Consider the following 17,619-nt stretch of genomic DNA (forward strand, 5'->3'; position numbering starts at 1 on the left):
GCGGGCCTTTTTCTATTTCAGGTGTTCAATCCTCTGCGCGACCGCCTTCGCAATCTCTTGATGTGCCCGAACGCCGGGGAGCTGTAACGCCCGCTCCTTCTCTACTGCAGGGAACACCATCCCCGCCGTCCCCTCGGACATGGCCGCGTGTGACGGTGTCACATATACCACCCCGGCCGCCAGACGACTCACCTGGACAACCATAGCTTTGGTCACGAACAGAGGCCCCGCACGAGCCTGCGCGCCGATGTCCCGCGTGGGCTTTTCGGGACTAAGGTGAAGCAGCACGCATGGTCCCGTCATTCGGCCAAGCAGCAGGGTCATCCGAGCGATCCAAGCCTGTTGAAGCTCACGCACCACCATCGCGAACCGAGTGGGCGAGACTTGCTTGAGCGCCTCCAATAGGTGGCGTGTGAAATGAAACTCCGCAAAATCAACCTCGGGGTAGATGGAGCAAAGCAGTTTCGACGGTGCGATAAATCTGTCGTTTCGACGAGGGTGCACTGAGTAGTAACGATTCGACATGTTGTGTGCGCCCAACACTTGCACCACGGTCACATGCGCCCCGGCGGCAATTTTCATAACTTCGGCATCATGTAGAAACACATCCAGACCCGCATTTTGGCACCCGAAGTTGATGCAAGGCACCCCGCTAGACAGTTCTACCAACGTAGGGAACGGAGTTTCGACGTAGCGGCCAAACGTCTGGGAGCCGCCAACAAAAACCACATAAGGCGAGGAAGTTCTCCGAAGAGGTCCGCGAAACAGTAGTTTCGACGTGCCATAGCGGCACAACGCGTAGTCCAACCGCCGCCTGCCATCTTCCGTAGCGCCCATACCGTTCACCCTGTTCCACCGCTTTACGGACGCAGAATCGCCCTAAGTATTTTCGATTTCCTTAATGTTCGGATTTGAGAAAAGCTGTCGTGAATTCCGACCCTTGCGGCTGCTACCCCGCCCGCTTTATGCTGCGGCGAAACAAAAGGGGACAGCGCATGGATATCCAGACAATCGGCATCGTTGGCGCAGGCCAAATGGGCAACGGCATCGCCCATGTTATGGCTTTGGCGGGCTACGACGTGCTGTTGAACGATGTAAGCGCTGAAGCACTGCAAAAGGCGGTTGATACCATTACCGGCAACCTCGACCGTCAGGTTGGCCGCGGTAAGGTAACCGAAGCAGACCGTGACGCGACGCTCAAAAGAATCGTGACAACCCAAACACTTGCAGAGTTGGGCCAAAGCGATCTGGTGATCGAGGCGGCGACCGAACGCGAGACCGTCAAGCAAGCGATTTTTGAAGATCTGATCCCCCACCTCAAACCGACCACAATCCTGACGTCGAACACGTCGTCAATTTCGATTACGCGGCTCGCCAGCCGAACCGATCGCCCTGAAAAATTTATGGGGTTCCACTTCATGAACCCGGTGCCCGTGATGCAGCTGGTGGAGCTGATCCGCGGGATTGCGACGGATAAGGAAACTTTTGAGGCCTGCCGCGGCGTCGTTGATAAACTGGGCAAAACTGCGGCCTCTGCCGAAGACTTCCCAGCATTTATCGTAAATCGTATCTTGATGCCGATGATCAACGAGGCTGTCTATACACTCTATGAAGGTGTGGGCTCTGTCGAATCTATCGATAGTTCACTCAAGCTGGGGGCCAACCACCCGATGGGGCCGCTGGAGCTTGCAGATTTCATCGGTCTAGACACCTGCCTGGCGATTATGAACGTGTTGCATGACGGGCTGGCCGATACGAAATATCGTCCCTGTCCGCTGCTGACAAAATACGTTGAAGCGGGCTGGCTGGGGCGTAAATCTCAGCGGGGTTTCTATGACTACCGCGGCGATGTGCCTGTTCCCACGCGATAAATTTGCAGCAAACAGCGGGGGCCAGCCCCCGCGCCCCCGGGATTTATCCCATTTGGAAGATAGCGTTAGTCTTTAAGCGCAAGTGTATGCGCCCGTAGCCACGCCATGAAGCCGCGTGGATCGTCCGCATGAGCGGCCATCTGCTCTGGCGAAAGCGGCGCACCTACGATCGGGCCCTGCGGCTTGTCGCAGGCGTGCACAATCTCGTGGAGCAGAAGCCCCTGTCGCAAGATTGGCGAGATTTTATTCGCAATTTGATAGGCTCTGCTATTTTGCCCTGGAAAGCGCATTGGCACCACTTGCGCGCCCGAGCGCCGGATCATTTTCGCGGTGAATACGTTCCACTCCGCCTCTATGGCAGGGCCGAACATGGTATCCGAAGCCGCTACGACCCCAGAGGGGAACAGCGCGACAACACCGCCATCCTTCAGATGCGCCATCGCTTTGGCGCGCATTTCGACACCTTTGCGCTGCGCATCGGGGTCATGGGGAAACGGCACGGGGATCATATAGCTGCCTGCGACCTCGTCGATAGAGGTCAACAAAGAGCGCGTCAGAATCCGATAATCAGGGCGTACCCGTCCGATCAGATCGGCGAAAATCATGCCATCGACCATCCCGTGCGGGTGGTTCGCAACAACGACCACTGGACCCGTTTTCGGAATGCGATTCAGCTGTTCCTGCGGGGTCGTCAGGTCGATCCCCATCGTATCAAGTGCCGCACGCCAGAACCCCTGCCCTGTGGGCGCGCCCTGTTTCTCGAACTGTCGGATCAGGCGCAGAACCTTGAGCTTGCCGGTGAAAAGTTCGATTGCGCTGATGATCCCCGATTTGACAGGATGATCAAACGTGGAGGCATAGGACAGGCTTCGGCGGTCATACTTCGTGAAGGTCACCGGTTCGCCGCTACCATCGTTCAGTAGGGGCGCAGGGCCGGTTGGCACATTCTCCGTCATGTGGTTAACCCTTTACGCATCACAGTGACCACCGGCCGCATTGCAAACACCGCCGTTACTGGCCTTCGCCGAACTTGTCAGCCACCAAGGCTGTTAACGCATCGGCCAATGCGTCCTGATCCGGGCCGGAGGTCTGTACATCAATCGTACACCCTTTGGACGCCGCGAGCATCAGCAGCCCCATAATGCTGTCACCAGAGGCGGACATCCCGTCCTTGCTGACTTCGGCGCGCGCATCAAAAGCCTCGACGACCTCAACCAGCTTGGCGGAGGCGCGGGCATGCAGGCCTTTTTCGTTTACGATTTTCAATGAGACTTGGGTCATACAATAGGGGCCTTGCTATTCCGCACTAACATTCTGGCTATCAATATATTTTCTGCCGGCCGCCAGGGCCGCGCGCACCGCCTCGGGCACTTCTAGATCACGTGACTTTGCCAGCTTGATCAACATGGGCAGGTTTGCGCCGTAAAGGATCCGACGGTTTTCAGGACGGCATGCAAGCAAACTGAGGTTCGACGGGGACCCACCGAAAAGGTCCGTTACGACGACAACACCATTGCCCGTATCCACGGCATCGGCTGCCTCGCAGATTTCCTGCTGCTTTTCGGTACGATCATGGTCTGCATGGATCGCAATAGCGCGCACGCCGTTTTGCGACCCAACAACATGTTCGATCGCAGCCAAATATTCTTTGGCCAATCCGCCGTGTGCAACAATCACAATACCAATCAACGCGATGTCTCTTCCCGTTTACTACGATCCAGTTCGCGGTGTCTGATGGACACCTGCCAGCCGTCGTTCGAAAGTTTGAACGCCAGATGTTCGGCCAAAGTTACGGAACGGTGTTGCCCCCCTGTGCAGCCAAACGCAAGAGAGATATGCGATTTACCTTCAGTCTTGCAGGCTGGCAGGATCAATTGACACAGAGAGTTTACCTGTGCGGCAAAGCTTTCGAACAGCGGGTCGGCATGCACGTAATCGGCGACCTCTTTTTGTGTGCCGTTCATACCACGCAGCGAGGGTTCCCAATAGGGATTGCGCAAAAACCGGCAGTCAAACACCATATCCGCACTGCGGGGCAAGCCGCGCTTATACGAGAAAGACTGTACGGATACGCTGAGGTGATGCTCCCCATCAAGCGCGAACCAGCGCTCCACTTCCGCACGCAACTGGTGCACATTCAGCTCGGAGGTGTCGATCAGGACATCCGCCAGCGCCAGCACCGGTTCAAGCAGCTCTTTCTCGCGCACGATCCCCTCGACAGGCGTAGCGGTGGCCGCCATGGGATGGCGCCGGCGTGTTTCGGAGAAGCGCCGAAGCAGGACGTTGGTCGCACAATCCAGATATAGCAATTCAATATCTACATCGGGACGAGACCGCATGTCCGACATCAGTTCGATCACGCGATCGGTCGAAAAATCGCGGTTCCGCAAATCAACACCAAGAGCCATCGGACGCAGTTGACCCGGCGCTTCGAGCAAAGCGCGCAGCATCCGCATGGGAATATTGTCGATCGCTTCAAAGCCTGCATCCTCCAACACATTAAGCGTCGAAGATCGCCCTGCCCCCGCGGGGCCGGTCACCAGCACCATGCGCCGGTTGGGTGTTACATCATCAGTCATCTGCTGTGTATTTCATCATCTTTGCCATCAAGTAAACAGAGGCAGCAAAATGAGGCCCGTCGCATCTTTTCAGGCATCGGATTTGGATGCCCATCACGTCTTGGTACGTGATTTCGGGAAGGCGGTTAGGCTCATCTTGGTCAAGGTCTACGATAAGAAAGATCGGTATCGCACTGCGATGTTTCAAGGTCAGCAAGCCGACGCCGCGCGCCTCGATCAACCCTTTGATCGCGGCGGGTGGGTGCGCGATAACCTGGGCATCCTGAACGATCAAATCCGTGCGGTCATCGGCAACCAGCTCGGCGCCCATCGCAATCATCTGCAGCGCCAGCGCGGACTTGCCTTTACCCGAGCCCCCCCTGATCATCACGCCACGCCCATCAATCGCGACGGTGGTGGCGTGGATCGTGCTTTTGGTCATGGCCGGTTCAGGTGGGCAGGCCGACCACAAAGCGCGCGCCAAGGGGATCAGAGGAGATATCGGCGTCCGTGGGCCGGATATTTTCTGCCCAGATCACCCCGCCATGCGCTTCGACAATCTGCTTAGAGATCGCCAGCCCGAGGCCGGAGTTATTGCCAAAATGCTCTTCCGGGCGCTGCGAATAAAAACGCTTAAAGATCTTCGACAGAGCTTGCTCTGGAATGCCGGGCCCCGTGTCTTCGACGACTACAAGAACGCGATTTTCACGTTTGCGTGCCCAGACCCGAATGGCATCGCCGTCTTCGCAGAACGAGACGGCATTGCTGATCAGATTCACAAAAACCTGTGCCAAACGTGCTTCCAACCCGTGCACGATGATCGGCTGTTCGGGCAGATCGGTGATAAAATCGATGCCACGTTTACGCGCATCTTCGCCAAGATACTGACCCAGATTGCTGATCATCATCAGCAGATCAAACGGCTCTTCCTCTTCCTTGACCAATTCGCTGTCCAGACGGGACGCATTCGAAATATCACTAACCAGACGATCCAACCGGCGAACGTCATGGTCGATGACATCAAGCAGTTTTTCGCGCTGGTCCTCACGCTTGATCAGGCGCAGCGTGCCTACCGCAGAACGGAGCGAAGCAAGCGGGTTCTTGATCTCATGCGCGACATCGGCGGCAAACTGTTCGTTTCCGTCAATGCGGTTGTATAATGCGGAAACCATCCCGCGCAGTGCGCCCGACAAGCGCCCTATTTCATCAGGACGCGCCGTCAAATCAGGGATACGAATGCGGCCCGGGTTCATCTTTCGCGCATCTTTATCACGCCCAAGCTCTGCCGCGGCAGCAAGATCGGACAACGGATTTGCGATGGTCGACGCCAGCACGAGGCTCAACCCGATCGAAACCAGCGTCGCGATCACGAACATCTGGAGCACCCTCTCCCGTTCGCCGCGAACCAGTTTGTCAATTTCACCCGCAGCCGAGGTGACGGCGACAACCCCGACTGGCAATCCGTTCTGCACAATCGGCGTAGCAACAGAGAAAAGCGTGCCACCAGTGCCGACAAGATCGTTCCGCACCTTGGTCCCGCCAACCAATGCACCCGAAACCAACGGCTGCAACTGTTCCGCCAACGGAGCAGGATCAGCCGTGGCGTCGGTTTCGAAGGGTCGGGAGAGCAGCCCCCAAAGCCAGCTCAACCCATCGGAAATCAGCGCCGTGTCATCTTCGGCACCGACGTTATTTCGCGCGGCAGCACCCGCGTTCTGCGCAACAAGGCTTTCGGTGGAATCGAATACAAACACCTCGATCCCGCTGCGCAAATCAAGCCGGCCAAGGCTTGCATCCACATCCATCGCCTCGCTCAGGCTGTCAGGCGCACCCGCCGTTGCCAACTGCGCCTCGAAGACATCAGCGATCAGTTCAGCTTCCGAAACCAGTGACGCACCACGCTGCACGGCCAGACTATCGCGAGAAGAGTTAAGATAAAGAATACCGGCGGCCAAAACATTCAACGCAATCAAGTTAAATGTGATGATCTTGCGCGTCAGCGGCGACGCACGCAGAGAGAATAGCCCCCGCCGCGCGCGTTTGCTGCGCAGTTCATCTGTCGCGGTTTTGTCCGGAGCGACCCAATCGTCGCCCAATACAACATCACCGTCCCGATAAGGTGTGGTCATGTCTCGCACAAAATTCCTTTCGACAATGGCCATGGCTCAGGTCACTCTTCGTTGTATCTGTAGCCGATGCCATAGAGTGTTTCGATCGCGGAAAACTCGTCATCCGCAGTCCGCATTTTTTTGCGCAACCGTTTGATATGACTATCGATTGTACGGTCGTCGACGTAAACTTGATCATCATATGCCACGTCCATCAACTGGTCACGTGACTTCACAAAGCCGGGGCGCTGTGCAAGCGCTTGCAGCAACAGGAATTCTGTCACCGTCAGGGATACGTCCTTACCTTTCCAGCTTACCGCGTGGCGCAATGGATCCATGCGCAAATCACCACGTTCGATCACTTTGGTTTCTTCGGTGTCGCCGACCTCGTTGGTTTCCACGGCATCCTGACGGCGCAACAGCGCACGGATACGTTCAACCAAAAGCCGCTGACTAAAGGGTTTTTTCACGTAGTCGTCAGCCCCCATCCGCAGGCCGAGCACCTCGTCAATCTCGTCATCTTTGGATGTCAGAAAGATCACGGGCATCGCGGTTTTCTGGCGAAGCCTTTGCAGCAAATCCATGCCATCCATGCGAGGCATCTTGATGTCCAACACCGCCATGTCGGGCAGCTTTTTGTTGAACGCATCCAACGCGGCTTGCCCGTCATTATATGTCTCGACTTCGAAACCTTCGGCTTCCAACGTCATTGAAACCGACGTCAGGATATTCCTGTCGTCATCCACCAATGCAATTTTAGACATTGCCTGTTCCTTTTATATGCTGCTCAACTGCCATAATATTTTTTCTTTCATTGATCATCAATTTACGCGGCCGAATCAATCGGAAACTGCGAATCGCTCCTCATCTTGGCCATAATCACGCCACAATTTGCTAATGAATGGCTAAATTGCCGCACATATAGGGTGCAGACGCCACGTTACCCCATAGGACTTTACGTTCAATTAAGGACAGTTTCCGCAAACAGTTACATGGTGGCGCTAACTGCGACTAACCTACCTGTTCATACTGTAAATCAACGTGCTAAGAGGCGGACACGACCCCTTGGGTCGAGCCATTTGTGCAAGAATTGGCACCTTTTCTCGGTGCAGCTACAGGAGACATCACATGACGTTAGGCCGCGTAAATCCGCAATTCCGCCTCGAAGACCAAGGCATAAGCGGGCTTGGTGATGTCTATTACAACATGATCGAACCCGCGCTGGTCGAAGCCGCGCTGAAACGGGAAGAAGGCACGTTAGGCAAGGGCGGCGCGTTTCTTGTGACGACGGGCAAATTCACCGGACGCTCCCCCAAGGATAAACATGTCGTAAAAACCGACAGCGTTGCGGATAAAATCTGGTGGGAAAACAACGCCGAGATGTCGCCTGAAGGCTTTGATGCGCTTCACAAGGACATGTTGGCGCATATGCAGGGGCGTGACTACTTCGTCCAGGATCTGGTCGGTGGGGCCGATCCGAAACACGCGATCAACGTGCGTATGGTGACCGAGCTGGCTTGGCACGGTCTGTTCATTCGCCACATGCTGCGCCGCCCCGAGCGCGACGCGCTGGATGATTTCATCGCGGACTTCACCGTAATCAACTGCCCGAGCTTTTCGGCTGATCCGGCCAAACACGACTGCCGCTCGGAAACCGTCATTGCGATGAACTTCGACAAGAAGATGATCTTGATCGGCGGCACAGAATACGCAGGTGAGAACAAGAAATCTGTATTCACCCTGTTGAACTACCTGTTGCCGGAAAAAGGGATCATGCCGATGCACTGCTCGGCCAACCATGCTACCGGCAATCCCGTTGATACCGCTGTATTCTTCGGACTGTCAGGCACAGGAAAGACCACGCTATCCGCCGACCCGGGCCGCACGTTGATTGGTGACGATGAACACGGCTGGTCGGATAACGGGACATTCAATTTCGAAGGTGGCTGCTACGCCAAGACGATCAATCTCAGCCGAGAGGCAGAGCCCGAGATTTACGCGACTACCGAAAAATTCGGCACCGTGATCGAGAACATGATCTTTGATGAAGACACCAAAGAACTTGATTTCGACGATGATAGCCTCACCGCCAACATGCGTTGCGCTTACCCGCTTCACTACATTTCTAACGCCTCGGCGAAAGCGACGGGTGGGCACCCCAAGAATATCATCATGCTAACCTGTGATGCGTTCGGCGTTCTTCCCCCTATCGCGCGCTTGACCCCGGCGCAGGCCATGTACCACTTCCTGTCTGGCTTCACCTCCAAGGTTGCCGGTACCGAACGTGGCGTGACTGAACCCGAGCCTACATTCTCGACCTGCTTTGGTGCGCCCTTCATGCCGCGTCGCCCCGAAGTCTACGGGAACCTTCTCCGCGAGAAGATCGCGGCGCATGGCGCAACCTGCTGGCTGGTAAACACCGGCTGGACTGGGGGCGCTTATGGCACAGGCAGCCGCATGCCGATCAAAGCAACGCGCGCGTTGCTGACCGCGGCCCTGGAAGGGTCGCTCGCCGGGGTAGAGTACCGCAAAGATCCAAACTTTGGCTTTGACGTTCCCGTGGCGGTTACGGGTGTTGCTGACATCCTGCTGGATCCACGCCGGACATGGGACAACCCTGAATCCTACGATCGTCAGGCTGACAAGCTGGTCAAGATGTTTGCAGAAAACTTCGAACAATACCTCCCTTATATTGATGACGACGTAAAAGCCGCCGCCATCGGCTAAAGCTTACCAGAGCCGCGCCAATGCGCGGCTCTTTTTCCATGCGCAGACTATGCTGCTTTCGAAGCTCGGTCCGAGAGCGGCATATCCAGAATAAAGCGCAAATCATCGCGGCCCATATAGGCCATGAACCCTTCGACCGGCGCATCCATTCCGTTGATGAACCACCGCAACGTGCCTGGCTCTGTGTGCATATAGCCATGCCGCGCTGGAAAGCCCTTATACACAACCGAGTTGGTCATAAACGCGATGACATGGTCAGGATCCCAATGCTGCATCGCCTGCCAGAATGCATAGCGCCCCAGCACAGAAGATAGACCTGCGTTTCTGAACTCTCGCGGCGTTGTGCCCACCCAGAACTCCCCATGATAGCACACGTCGCCAGCGATGCGCTGCGCACCCGGCCCCGCGCGATACCGTGATCGGAGAAAATCGATGTCAACGCCGGGCGGCGGAAACTCGACAAATGACCGACGAAGATATTCGGCTAGCTTGGCTCCTTTCAAATCCAGCATACGCATTGCCTGCGTATGCATAACATCGCCTTTGGCATTTCGGCCGACAATCCAAAAGGCATTGGTTTCGTTCAGGTCGTGCGTTTCAGGGTCGAACGGCAGCCCTAGCAAGTGATCCGGACGCGCGTCCTGCAATATCGTCTTATACTCAGCAAAATCATAACCGACCGTTAATGTGATCCCGGCCTCATGCAAAAGTGCGGAACTGCTGGCGATAAACCGTTCGCCGTCTTGAAAACTCAACAACGTCATACTGAACTCTCCTTTGATGCAAGCTGATCAAAGGGTAGCTTATTTATCGGGAATTTTCTTCGATTTTTCGGTAACCGGCTAGAAGCCGACGATTGCATCCTCGGGCATGCCAACCATCGCGTCTTGATCCAACCCAGAGATGGTGACGTGACGTGATCTATCTACCGCGGATATCAAAGCAAAGCTTCCGTCAGGGAAACGGCTCGCCATCAAAAGTCGTTTATAGGCCAATGGGATAAGCTCGCCGCCTGCCGTGTTCCTCGGCATTTGTGTCACAACCTCGTCAAGGCGGACCCCGCCATTCGCCTGAACCTCCCGAAAGGGGAAATCCAGCATCGCCTCAAACTCGGGACCGCCCGGAAAATTGCCGAGAGGGCGGCCAATACTGCTGCGCGCATTTTCCCAACCCCACCAACTTGTGTAGAATGATTCTTGTCCGACTTCGATACAGATCCAACCACTGGGTGAGTCGCGATACACTAGGACATAGGGGCGAATTTGTTGAAAATTCTCATGTTCCAACCGGCCCTCGCTCTGCACCCAGGCCGAGAATGCCTCCTTGATCATTTCAGATTCACCGTCCCAAATCTGGGTAAGTGGCCGTTGCTGTTGATAAAAATTCCATCCGTTGGGTGTTTCGTGGGACAACCGTAAAAGCCCACCCGTGCTCCGCGTGTTGCCCTTGATCCAGACCTTGCCCCGCGCAAGAAACTCACGCGCTTCTGGCAATGCTTCTTCACCACGCTGTGTTAATTTGTACCGGCGCTCATCAACCTCAAACATAGGAGCCCCCAAGAACTCCTCAATTTGGGCGATATGACGCCGAACCGTCTGCCGCGTACTTCCCAACAAGCGCACAGCTTGACTAAGGTTCAACGTATCCGCGAGGACGGTAAAAGATCTAACCATTTCATATAGTAACGGCGGAATTCGGTCCGCGTCAAAATCAACTGGCTTTGGGCTGTCGACAGTGTTCATTCGTCACCAATGGTAAATTAATCATACATTAAGGCATTATTCATAATACACCTTTGGCCACTTTGTAACCACAAATTGAATAAATCTATCCAATTGAACGGAAAGAGTGATTTGGGGATGACTAATTCAACAACAACCGGAGGTAATTAATATGTCGCATCCAGTGGACATCCACGTCGGCAAAAAACTTAAACAGATCCGTACGCTGCGTCGGCTTTCCCAAACTGATGTGGCCAAGCGGTTAAACCTGTCGTTCCAGCAAATCCAGAAATACGAAATCGGGTCAAACCGGGTCGCGGCAAGCCGCCTGTTTGAACTGTCCCAGATTTTAGACGTAACGCCCGCATATTTCTTTGAAGGTCTGCATGACAACACGAATGATGCGCCCAAAGCCGACCCGAGCATCGAGATTGTCAACGCCTTGGCCGCAATAAACGATGACGCGCTCAAGACGCGTATTGTGACGTTTATCGAAGATGTGTCTGGGCTAACGGTCGCGCGTCAGGGCTAAGCCTTAACCAAACACGCCTCGGCGCACCAAGTTTGCGCCTGCAATCAATAGGATGACCAGCGTCGCTTTCTTAAAGGACGCTTGGTCAATCTTATCCATGACTTTGCTGCCAAGCCACATACCGGTGAGCGACGGCAAGATCATGACGGCGGAAAAGGGGACGGTTTCAGCGCGCAGCACGCCAGATCCTAAGTGTGAAAACAACAATAGCACCGCGCCGAGTCCGTAGATGACACCCTGAACCCGCATTTGGTCGTGCTTGGGCGTGCCCAATGCGGTGAGGTAGGCGACGGTAGGCGGCCCCCAAACGGCCGATACGCCACCGACCGCCCCAGCGAAGGCACCTATAAATGCTTCTAGTTTTGTAGATCGGTGCGACAGGGTGAAGCTACGCCCCGTCACCTGCCACAGCGCGAACAATGTGATCGGAACACCAATCACCAGCAGCATCGTATCGGCGGCGAGAAAACGCACGGTCTGCGCTGACAAGCTAAGCGCTATGCCGCCCGCGATCAGAAAAACCTTAAACATTTTGATGGAGTCCCAAGCCGCGGCCACCCCCTGCCGTAGTGCCTGAAACATATTGGTAATTACGGTCGGGAAGATCAGCCCGGCAAGGGCAAGCTCAGGTGACAAGAACATCGTCAGCCCTGAAATCAGCACCAGCGGCATCGCGAACCCCACGACGCCCTTAATGAATCCCGCCACAAGGCCAATTCCAAAGGCGAACGCCCATTCTGACGGCGTCAACAAACTGAAAAACATGTCCATACCGCACGTCATACCAAGATTGCGGCGGAGCGCACGCGAAATCCTCAGCGTAATTTTAAACCAAATTGACGCAGCGAAACGTATCTTTATTGTGCTGCACCTGCGAAAAGGGTATGCCGTGCTTAACCAAACAAGGGAGCTTACAGATGGCACATGATGGACAAGACGTGATTTCTGGCGCGAACATCGTGATCGACGACCTGCTCGCAACCACCAGATCAACGCTGGCCCCGGTAGACCGCCTTTTAGAAGCCGCTAAGTCTGCGGTTCGTGCGACCGTTTCTCAAGACGGGAAAGTGTCGAATACACTGGTCGAAGAAAACCAAACCTCCGCGCATGGTCTTGCGTGGCTTGCAACCTACGCCCAATCGCTTCACCAGATGCAGCTATGGGCAGAGAAGCTCGACGCAGATGGCACGTTTTCCGAAACAGAACAGTTGATCCATCAAATCGCATTCGGCGAATACCTGTGTCAGATTTCCGGCGGCATTCAGATGAACCAAGGGGAAATTCTGCGCTTGCACGATCTTGGCGTCCCTACCGAGGATCAGAACGCGTTTTCCAATGCCGACATCACGACACTGCAGCAACGAGGCAATTCGCAGGCCGCACGCACGCGCCTTGTCGAACTCATGCAAGAGCAAAGCGCCAACATCACCGTCGGGCGGTCTGGCCTTGACGAAGAGCTGGAGATGATCCGCGAACAGTTCCGTCGTTACGCTGTTGAAAAAGTGGAACCATTTGCCCACGAATGGCACCTGAAGGACGAGCTGATCCCGATTGAGGTCATCAATGAATTGGCAGAAATGGGCGTTTTCGGCCTGACGATCCCCGAAGAATTCGGTGGCTTTGGGCTGTCCAAAGCCTCTATGTGCGTCGTCTCGGAAGAGCTGTCGCGCGGCTATATCGGCGTGGGCTCGCTCGGCACGCGGTCTGAAATCGCAGCCGAACTGATCATCGCCGGCGGGACGGACGCCCAAAAAGAAAAATGGCTCCCGCGGATCGCCAGCGCCGAGACCTTGCCCACAGCCGTCTTCACGGAACCGAACACCGGTTCTGACCTTGGTTCTTTGCGCACGCGCGCGGTGAAAGATGGCAACGATTATAAGATAACTGGCAATAAAACCTGGATCACGCACGCGGCCCGGACCCATGTGATGACACTGCTGGCGCGCACGGATCCGCAGACGTCGAACTACAAGGGCCTGTCGATGTTCTTGGCCGAGAAAACGCCGGGTAACGACGCGAATCCTTTCCCTTCCGAAGGCATGACCGGCGGCGAGATCGAAGTGCTCGGCTATCGCGGCATGAAGGAATACGAGCTCGGTTTCGACGGCTTCCACGTCAAAGGTGAAAACCTGTTGGGCGGCGAAGAGGGCAAAGGTTTCAAACAGTTGATGGAAACCTTTGAAAGCGCGCGCATCCAGACAGCCGCGCGTGCCATCGGGGTCGCGCAATCCGCGCTCGACATCTCGATGCAATACGCGATTGATCGCAAGCAGTTCGGCAAGTCTCTCATCAACTTCCCTCGCGTGTCGTCCAAACTGGCGATGATGGCGGTCGAAATCATGATCGCCCGCCAGCTCACCTATTTCTCGGCGTTTGAAAAAGACGAAGGTCGGCGCTGTGATGTCGAAGCGGGCATGGCCAAACTGCTCGGCGCACGGGTCGCTTGGGCCGCGGCTGACAATGGCTTGCAGATCCATGGCGGCAACGGTTTTGCGCTCGAATACAAAATCAGCCGTGTCCTATGTGACGCACGTATCCTCAACATTTTCGAAGGCGCGGCAGAGATTCAGGCGCAGGTCATCTCGCGCCGTTTGCTCGGATGAAGTTCGGGCAGCCTGACGCGTGAATCGTCGGGCTGCCTATCCGGACCCCATGATCAAGCTGACCTCCCTCTTTCTGGCCATAGCCCTGACAACGCAGTGCAGTCAGGACGAAACTCTGCGCGCATATGGGGCCGCCGATCGCCTATGGCGCTTGCAAGAACTAAACGGGGTCCCGTTCTCAACAAACACACAGCTGTCCTTTCCAGAAAAAGAACAGGTTACCGTTCAAGGCCCCTGCAATCGGATGTCCGGCACGAACAAGCTGCCCTACCCCTGGTTTTCTGTAAACCTCCGCCGAGGGCCGTCTGGCTGCTGGGCTGTGAGATCGTTTATCGAGTGTCCTTATGGACGCACACGAAGACACCCCCCGCATTCAAGTTTTGTCGGTCTCTGATACCGGCCGTCGCCGCCGCTGGACGGATGACGAGAAAGTCCGGATCGTTGAGGAAAGCTTTGGCGACGGCGTGACAGTGGCTGAGGTTGCACGACGCCATGATGTTTCGCGGTCTCAGCTTTACGATTGGCGTTATCGCCATAAGAATGGATTGCTTGGTTCTGGCCCGCAATTTTTGCGGGTTATGAAGATCGAAGATGCTTCTGATGGCTCTGACACTGCGCCAGCGCCACAAGTTCCTGTCATGACTATTGATCTTGGCCCGCGGTGTCGTGTGGCGATCCCGTCAGGTTTTGACATGGAAGCTGCTGCGCATCTGCTCAACGGCTTGATGGTGCGGTCATGATCGCGTTTCCGGCTGGAACGAAGGTGTGGATTGCAGGCGGTGTGACGGATATGCGCCGAGGCATGAACACTTTGGCGCTGACAGTGCAACAGGGGCTTGGGCGTGATCCGCATGCGGGTGAGATATTTTGCTTTCGAGGCCGCAAGGGTGACCTGGTGAAGCTGCTCTGGCATGACGGGGTGGGCATGTCGTTATATTTGAAGCGTCTTGAAGCGGGGAAGTTCATCTGGCCGGTGAGCCAAGACGGGACGGCTGTTGCTATATCTGCGGCGCAGTTGGGCTATCTTCTTGAGGGGATCGATTGGCGTAATCCACGCTGGACACAAAGACCCAAAGCGGCTGGATAATTTGTGCTGAAACGCCTGTTTTTATTGGCGTTTAACAGCTTCTGTGGTAAATATTTGCCATGTCCGACGCCGCTTCCGAAATCGCCAGATTAAGCACTGCACTTGCCGCGCAGACCGCCCGAGCGCAGGCTGCGGAAGCCGAATTGGCGCAGGCCCGCGCCTTGGCCTCCTGCACGGACGCAATGATCCAAGAATTAAAGTTGGAGATCGCCAAGCTGCGGCGCGACAAATACGGCATTTCCTCCGAGCGTCGCACGCGGCTGATTGATCAGCTGGAATTGCAGCTTGAGGAATTGGAAGCGGCCGCAACGGAGGATGCGCTGGCGGCTGAGCAGGCTGCGGACAAGGCGAGCGCCGTGCGTGCCTTCACGCGACGCAAGCCCGTGCGCAAACCGTTCCCCGATCACTTGCCCCGCGAGCGGGTTGTCGTCGAAGCACCTGCCGCCTGCACCTGCTGTGGCTCGGACCGGATCGTAAAGATGGGTGAAGATGTCACCGAGACGCTGGAGGTGATCCCCCGCCAGTGGAAGGTGATCCAGACGGTCCGCGAGAAGTTCACTTGCCGAGCTTGCGAGAAGATCAGCCAACCGCCGGCCCCGTTCCATGCCATTCCGCGCGGCTGGGCCGGGCCGCAACTGATCGCGATGATCGCCTTCGACAAGTATGGACAACATCAACCGTTGAACCGGCAATCCGAGCGCATTGCACGGGAGGGAGTTGATCTGAGCCTGTCCACCTTGGCTGATCTGATCGGCCATGCCTGTGTGGCGCTGACCCCCATTCATGCGTTAATCGCGCGCCACGTGCTGGATGCTGGCCGTTTGCATGGTGACGATACCACCGTGCCGCTACTGGCGCGTGGTGGCGCAAAGACGGCGCGACTGTGGACCTATGTGCGCGACGATCGACCCTGGGATGGGGGTGCGCCACCTGCCGCACTCTTCCACTTCTCAACAGATCGCCGGAAAGAACACCCGACACGGCATCTGGCCGAATGGCACGGTGTTCTTCAGTCGGACGTGTATGGCGGCTACAATGATTTGTATCTCGCAGATCGTAGTCCGGGCCCAGTCCGTAGTGCGCTGTGTTGGAGCCACGCAAGACGCAAGTTCTTTGAACTGGCCGACATCAAGGCCATAGCCCGCAAGGGTAAAAAAGTAGCAAAAGAAATCTCGCCCATCGCGCTGGACGCTGTGACGCGGATTGATGCGATCTTTGCGGCCGAGCGTGACATCACCGGCCTGTCAGATGCAGCGCGTCATGAAGCTCGCCAGCAGTGGGTAGCGCCGATGGTCAATGATCTGCATGATTGGATGCTGGCCGAGCGGGCTCGGATGTCAAAGCACAACCCTGTTGCCAAGGCGATCAACTACATGCTCGAGGGCACAGGTCGCTGGGAAGCCTTCACCGCATTCCTTGATGACGGGCGCCTCTGCCTCACGAACAATGCCGCCGAACGGGCGCTCAGAGGGATCGCATTGGGCAGAAAGTCATGGCTTTTTGCAGGGTCTGAACGCGGTGGCGACAGGGCAGCCTTCATGTATACCCTCATCGTCACGGCAAAAATGAACGACATTGACCCGCAGGCATGGATGGCAGACGTCTTGGCGCGACTGCCCGATATGCCTGTGTCTCGCTTGCCAGAGCTGTTGCCCTGGAATTGGAAGGCCGCCATGGAATTGAAGAGGATTGCTGCATGACGCTGGTCGCGCGCATCAAGGTCACATTGTCCGATGTCGAGCCTCAGGTGCTTCGACGCTTTGATGTGCCCCTCAAGATCAAGCTGAACCGCCTGCATGATGTGATCCAGGCTGCCATGGGATGGACCGACAGTCACCTGTATGAGTTCAGGGCCGGCGGCAGCGGCTGGGGCGTGCCAGATCCAGATGGTTTTTACGATGGCCCGATGCCCGCCAGCAAAACCAGCCTGCTTGACGTGATCGAAGATGTGGGAACCAAGACCATCCATTACATCTATGACTTTGGCGACAACTGGCACCACGTGATCAAGATCGAGAAAATCGATGGCTCTATCGCGGGCGCCACCTATCCGCGCCTCGTCAGGGCCATAGGGGCTTGTCCGCCGGAAGACGTCGGCGGCTTCCCCGGTTACGCGGACTTCCTGGACGCCATCGCCGACCCCAAGCACGAAGAACACGGCCAGATGCTGGAATGGTATGGGGGACAGTTCGACCCGGATGAGGCAGAGATCGGCCGCATCCTCGATAGCTTCGAGCGTCTTGCCAAAAAATGGGCACCGAAGCCGCGTAAACCAAAAGCCGCACCCAAACCCCTCTGATCAATACGGCGCGCCCACGGCCTTCGCCGAAGGCTTACGGTTTTCTTTCACGCTCATATCCTCCACCAAAAAGGCATGTCCTGATCTCAGCCAAGAAAACATCGTTATTGACG

At 56.1% G+C, this 17,619-nt stretch carries 20 protein-coding genes; 9 read left to right on the forward strand and 11 right to left on the reverse strand.

All coding sequences use genetic code 11. The features are described 5' to 3' along the window. Positions 1 to 12 precede the first annotated feature (12 nt). Positions 13 to 837: a DUF6473 family protein gene (locus C1J04_RS14210; RefSeq protein WP_037953911.1), complete on the reverse strand. Its 825-nt coding sequence runs from the start codon at positions 835 to 837 to the stop codon at positions 13 to 15. A 158-nt stretch (positions 838 to 995) separates the two neighbouring features. Here C1J04_RS14210 and C1J04_RS14215 point away from each other — a divergent pair, with 158 nt between their 5' ends. Beyond that, positions 996 to 1,871 carry a 3-hydroxybutyryl-CoA dehydrogenase gene (locus C1J04_RS14215; RefSeq protein WP_005849905.1) on the forward strand — a complete coding sequence of 292 codons (876 nt, stop codon included), beginning with the start codon at positions 996 to 998 and terminating at the stop codon, positions 1,869 to 1,871. A 65-nt stretch (positions 1,872 to 1,936) separates the two neighbouring features. Here the strand turns inward: C1J04_RS14215 and C1J04_RS14220 are convergent, their stop codons facing one another. From C1J04_RS14220 to C1J04_RS14250, 7 genes are read right to left on the reverse strand one after another with little or no spacing between them, the layout of a single operon-like run. Then, complete coding sequence (locus C1J04_RS14220) at positions 1,937 to 2,827, reverse strand: lysophospholipid acyltransferase family protein (RefSeq protein WP_009825321.1); 891 nt, start codon at positions 2,825 to 2,827, stop codon at positions 1,937 to 1,939. A gap of 55 nt (positions 2,828 to 2,882) precedes the next feature. Continuing rightward, complete coding sequence (locus tag C1J04_RS14225) at positions 2,883 to 3,152, reverse strand: HPr family phosphocarrier protein (RefSeq protein WP_005849908.1); 270 nt, start codon at positions 3,150 to 3,152, stop codon at positions 2,883 to 2,885. A 15-nt stretch (positions 3,153 to 3,167) separates the two neighbouring features. Further along, positions 3,168 to 3,560 (reverse strand): PTS sugar transporter subunit IIA, encoded by a 393-nt coding sequence (locus C1J04_RS14230; RefSeq protein WP_009825322.1) that lies wholly within the window; start codon positions 3,558 to 3,560, stop codon positions 3,168 to 3,170. Continuing rightward, entirely contained in the window at positions 3,557 to 4,450 is an 894-nt protein-coding gene (gene rapZ, locus C1J04_RS14235) for an RNase adapter RapZ (RefSeq protein WP_009825323.1), read from the reverse strand. The genes C1J04_RS14230 and rapZ overlap by 4 nt, the downstream gene beginning before the upstream one ends. Further along, a complete protein-coding gene (locus C1J04_RS14240) occupies positions 4,443 to 4,871 on the reverse strand; it encodes an HPr kinase/phosphorylase (protein ID WP_009825324.1) in 429 nt (142 codons plus the stop codon). Before C1J04_RS14240 ends, rapZ begins: the two co-directional genes overlap by 8 nt. A gap of 7 nt (positions 4,872 to 4,878) precedes the next feature. Continuing rightward, positions 4,879 to 6,558, reverse strand: a complete 1,680-nt coding sequence (locus C1J04_RS14245; RefSeq protein ID WP_174226615.1) for a sensor histidine kinase — start codon at positions 6,556 to 6,558, stop codon at positions 4,879 to 4,881. A 41-nt stretch (positions 6,559 to 6,599) separates the two neighbouring features. Beyond that, entirely contained in the window at positions 6,600 to 7,301 is a 702-nt protein-coding gene (locus C1J04_RS14250; RefSeq protein ID WP_005849917.1) for a response regulator transcription factor, read from the reverse strand. Positions 7,302 to 7,665: 364 nt separating this feature from the next. Between C1J04_RS14250 and C1J04_RS14255 the strand changes: the two genes are divergently transcribed. Next, positions 7,666 to 9,264: a phosphoenolpyruvate carboxykinase gene (locus C1J04_RS14255; RefSeq protein WP_005849919.1), complete on the forward strand. Its 1,599-nt coding sequence runs from the start codon at positions 7,666 to 7,668 to the stop codon at positions 9,262 to 9,264. A gap of 47 nt (positions 9,265 to 9,311) precedes the next feature. Here the strand turns inward: C1J04_RS14255 and C1J04_RS14260 are convergent, their stop codons facing one another. After that, complete coding sequence (locus C1J04_RS14260) at positions 9,312 to 10,028, reverse strand: hypothetical protein (protein ID WP_005849921.1); 717 nt, start codon at positions 10,026 to 10,028, stop codon at positions 9,312 to 9,314. Between the two features lie 78 nt (positions 10,029 to 10,106). Next, a complete protein-coding gene (locus C1J04_RS14265) occupies positions 10,107 to 11,006 on the reverse strand; it encodes a helix-turn-helix domain-containing protein (RefSeq protein WP_005849923.1) in 900 nt (299 codons plus the stop codon). Between the two features lie 151 nt (positions 11,007 to 11,157). On the opposite strand from C1J04_RS14265, the gene C1J04_RS14270 reads away from it, so the two are divergent. Beyond that, positions 11,158 to 11,517, forward strand: coding sequence for a helix-turn-helix domain-containing protein (locus tag C1J04_RS14270; RefSeq protein ID WP_009825328.1), 360 nt, complete (start codon positions 11,158 to 11,160; stop codon positions 11,515 to 11,517). 3 nt (positions 11,518 to 11,520) lie between these two features. Here C1J04_RS14270 and C1J04_RS14275 read toward each other — a convergent pair whose 3' ends face one another. Continuing rightward, positions 11,521 to 12,288 carry a sulfite exporter TauE/SafE family protein gene (locus tag C1J04_RS14275; RefSeq protein ID WP_009825329.1) on the reverse strand — a complete coding sequence of 256 codons (768 nt, stop codon included), beginning with the start codon at positions 12,286 to 12,288 and terminating at the stop codon, positions 11,521 to 11,523. Between the two features lie 146 nt (positions 12,289 to 12,434). On the opposite strand from C1J04_RS14275, the gene C1J04_RS14280 reads away from it, so the two are divergent. The 6 genes from C1J04_RS14280 to C1J04_RS14305 are packed head-to-tail and all read left to right on the forward strand — an operon-like array spanning position 12,435 to position 17,506. After that, entirely contained in the window at positions 12,435 to 14,120 is a 1,686-nt protein-coding gene (locus C1J04_RS14280) for an acyl-CoA dehydrogenase family protein (protein WP_009825330.1), read from the forward strand. A gap of 49 nt (positions 14,121 to 14,169) precedes the next feature. After that, on the forward strand, positions 14,170 to 14,514 hold the full coding sequence (locus tag C1J04_RS14285; RefSeq protein WP_254693842.1) for an META domain-containing protein: 345 nt from the start codon (positions 14,170 to 14,172) through the stop codon (positions 14,512 to 14,514). After that, the gene (gene tnpA / locus C1J04_RS14290; protein ID WP_114865386.1) at positions 14,465 to 14,860 is read left to right on the forward strand and encodes an IS66-like element accessory protein TnpA; all 396 of its coding nucleotides are present in this window, start codon (positions 14,465 to 14,467) and stop codon (positions 14,858 to 14,860) included. Before C1J04_RS14285 ends, tnpA begins: the two co-directional genes overlap by 50 nt. Further along, positions 14,857 to 15,207, forward strand: a complete 351-nt coding sequence (gene tnpB, locus C1J04_RS14295; protein WP_072630505.1) for an IS66 family insertion sequence element accessory protein TnpB — start codon at positions 14,857 to 14,859, stop codon at positions 15,205 to 15,207. Before tnpA ends, tnpB begins: the two co-directional genes overlap by 4 nt. 59 nt (positions 15,208 to 15,266) lie before the next feature. Then, entirely contained in the window at positions 15,267 to 16,907 is a 1,641-nt protein-coding gene (gene tnpC / locus C1J04_RS14300) for an IS66 family transposase (protein WP_114865387.1), read from the forward strand. Continuing rightward, positions 16,904 to 17,506, forward strand: coding sequence for a plasmid pRiA4b ORF-3 family protein (locus tag C1J04_RS14305; protein WP_114865388.1), 603 nt, complete (start codon positions 16,904 to 16,906; stop codon positions 17,504 to 17,506). Before tnpC ends, C1J04_RS14305 begins: the two co-directional genes overlap by 4 nt. Positions 17,507 to 17,619 lie beyond the last annotated feature (113 nt).

It is taken from the genome of Sulfitobacter sp. SK025 (assembly GCF_003352105.1).
Classification (GTDB): domain Bacteria; phylum Pseudomonadota; class Alphaproteobacteria; order Rhodobacterales; family Rhodobacteraceae; genus Sulfitobacter; species Sulfitobacter pontiacus.

Excerpts from the sequence above, each read along its gene's own strand:
- C1J04_RS14210 (WP_037953911.1), bottom strand. The coding sequence starts at position 837 with ATGGGCGCTACGGAAGATGGCAGGCGGCGGTTGGACTACGCGTTGTGC.
- C1J04_RS14215 (WP_005849905.1), top strand. The coding sequence starts at position 996 with ATGGATATCCAGACAATCGGCATCGTTGGCGCAGGCCAAATGGGCAAC.
- C1J04_RS14220 (WP_009825321.1), bottom strand. The coding sequence starts at position 2,827 with ATGACGGAGAATGTGCCAACCGGCCCTGCGCCCCTACTGAACGATGGT.
- C1J04_RS14225 (WP_005849908.1), bottom strand. The coding sequence starts at position 3,152 with ATGACCCAAGTCTCATTGAAAATCGTAAACGAAAAAGGCCTGCATGCC.
- rapZ (WP_009825323.1), bottom strand. The coding sequence starts at position 4,450 with ATGACTGATGATGTAACACCCAACCGGCGCATGGTGCTGGTGACCGGC.
- C1J04_RS14240 (WP_009825324.1), bottom strand. The coding sequence starts at position 4,871 with ATGACCAAAAGCACGATCCACGCCACCACCGTCGCGATTGATGGGCGT.
- C1J04_RS14245 (WP_174226615.1), bottom strand. The coding sequence starts at position 6,558 with ATGACCACACCTTATCGGGACGGTGATGTTGTATTGGGCGACGATTGG.
- C1J04_RS14250 (WP_005849917.1), bottom strand. The coding sequence starts at position 7,301 with ATGTCTAAAATTGCATTGGTGGATGACGACAGGAATATCCTGACGTCG.
- C1J04_RS14255 (WP_005849919.1), top strand. The coding sequence starts at position 7,666 with ATGACGTTAGGCCGCGTAAATCCGCAATTCCGCCTCGAAGACCAAGGC.
- C1J04_RS14260 (WP_005849921.1), bottom strand. The coding sequence starts at position 10,028 with ATGACGTTGTTGAGTTTTCAAGACGGCGAACGGTTTATCGCCAGCAGT.
- C1J04_RS14265 (WP_005849923.1), bottom strand. The coding sequence starts at position 11,006 with ATGAACACTGTCGACAGCCCAAAGCCAGTTGATTTTGACGCGGACCGA.
- C1J04_RS14270 (WP_009825328.1), top strand. The coding sequence starts at position 11,158 with ATGTCGCATCCAGTGGACATCCACGTCGGCAAAAAACTTAAACAGATC.
- C1J04_RS14275 (WP_009825329.1), bottom strand. The coding sequence starts at position 12,288 with ATGGACATGTTTTTCAGTTTGTTGACGCCGTCAGAATGGGCGTTCGCC.
- C1J04_RS14280 (WP_009825330.1), top strand. The coding sequence starts at position 12,435 with ATGGCACATGATGGACAAGACGTGATTTCTGGCGCGAACATCGTGATC.
- C1J04_RS14285 (WP_254693842.1), top strand. The coding sequence starts at position 14,170 with ATGATCAAGCTGACCTCCCTCTTTCTGGCCATAGCCCTGACAACGCAG.
- tnpA (WP_114865386.1), top strand. The coding sequence starts at position 14,465 with ATGGACGCACACGAAGACACCCCCCGCATTCAAGTTTTGTCGGTCTCT.
- tnpB (WP_072630505.1), top strand. The coding sequence starts at position 14,857 with ATGATCGCGTTTCCGGCTGGAACGAAGGTGTGGATTGCAGGCGGTGTG.
- tnpC (WP_114865387.1), top strand. The coding sequence starts at position 15,267 with ATGTCCGACGCCGCTTCCGAAATCGCCAGATTAAGCACTGCACTTGCC.
- C1J04_RS14305 (WP_114865388.1), top strand. The coding sequence starts at position 16,904 with ATGACGCTGGTCGCGCGCATCAAGGTCACATTGTCCGATGTCGAGCCT.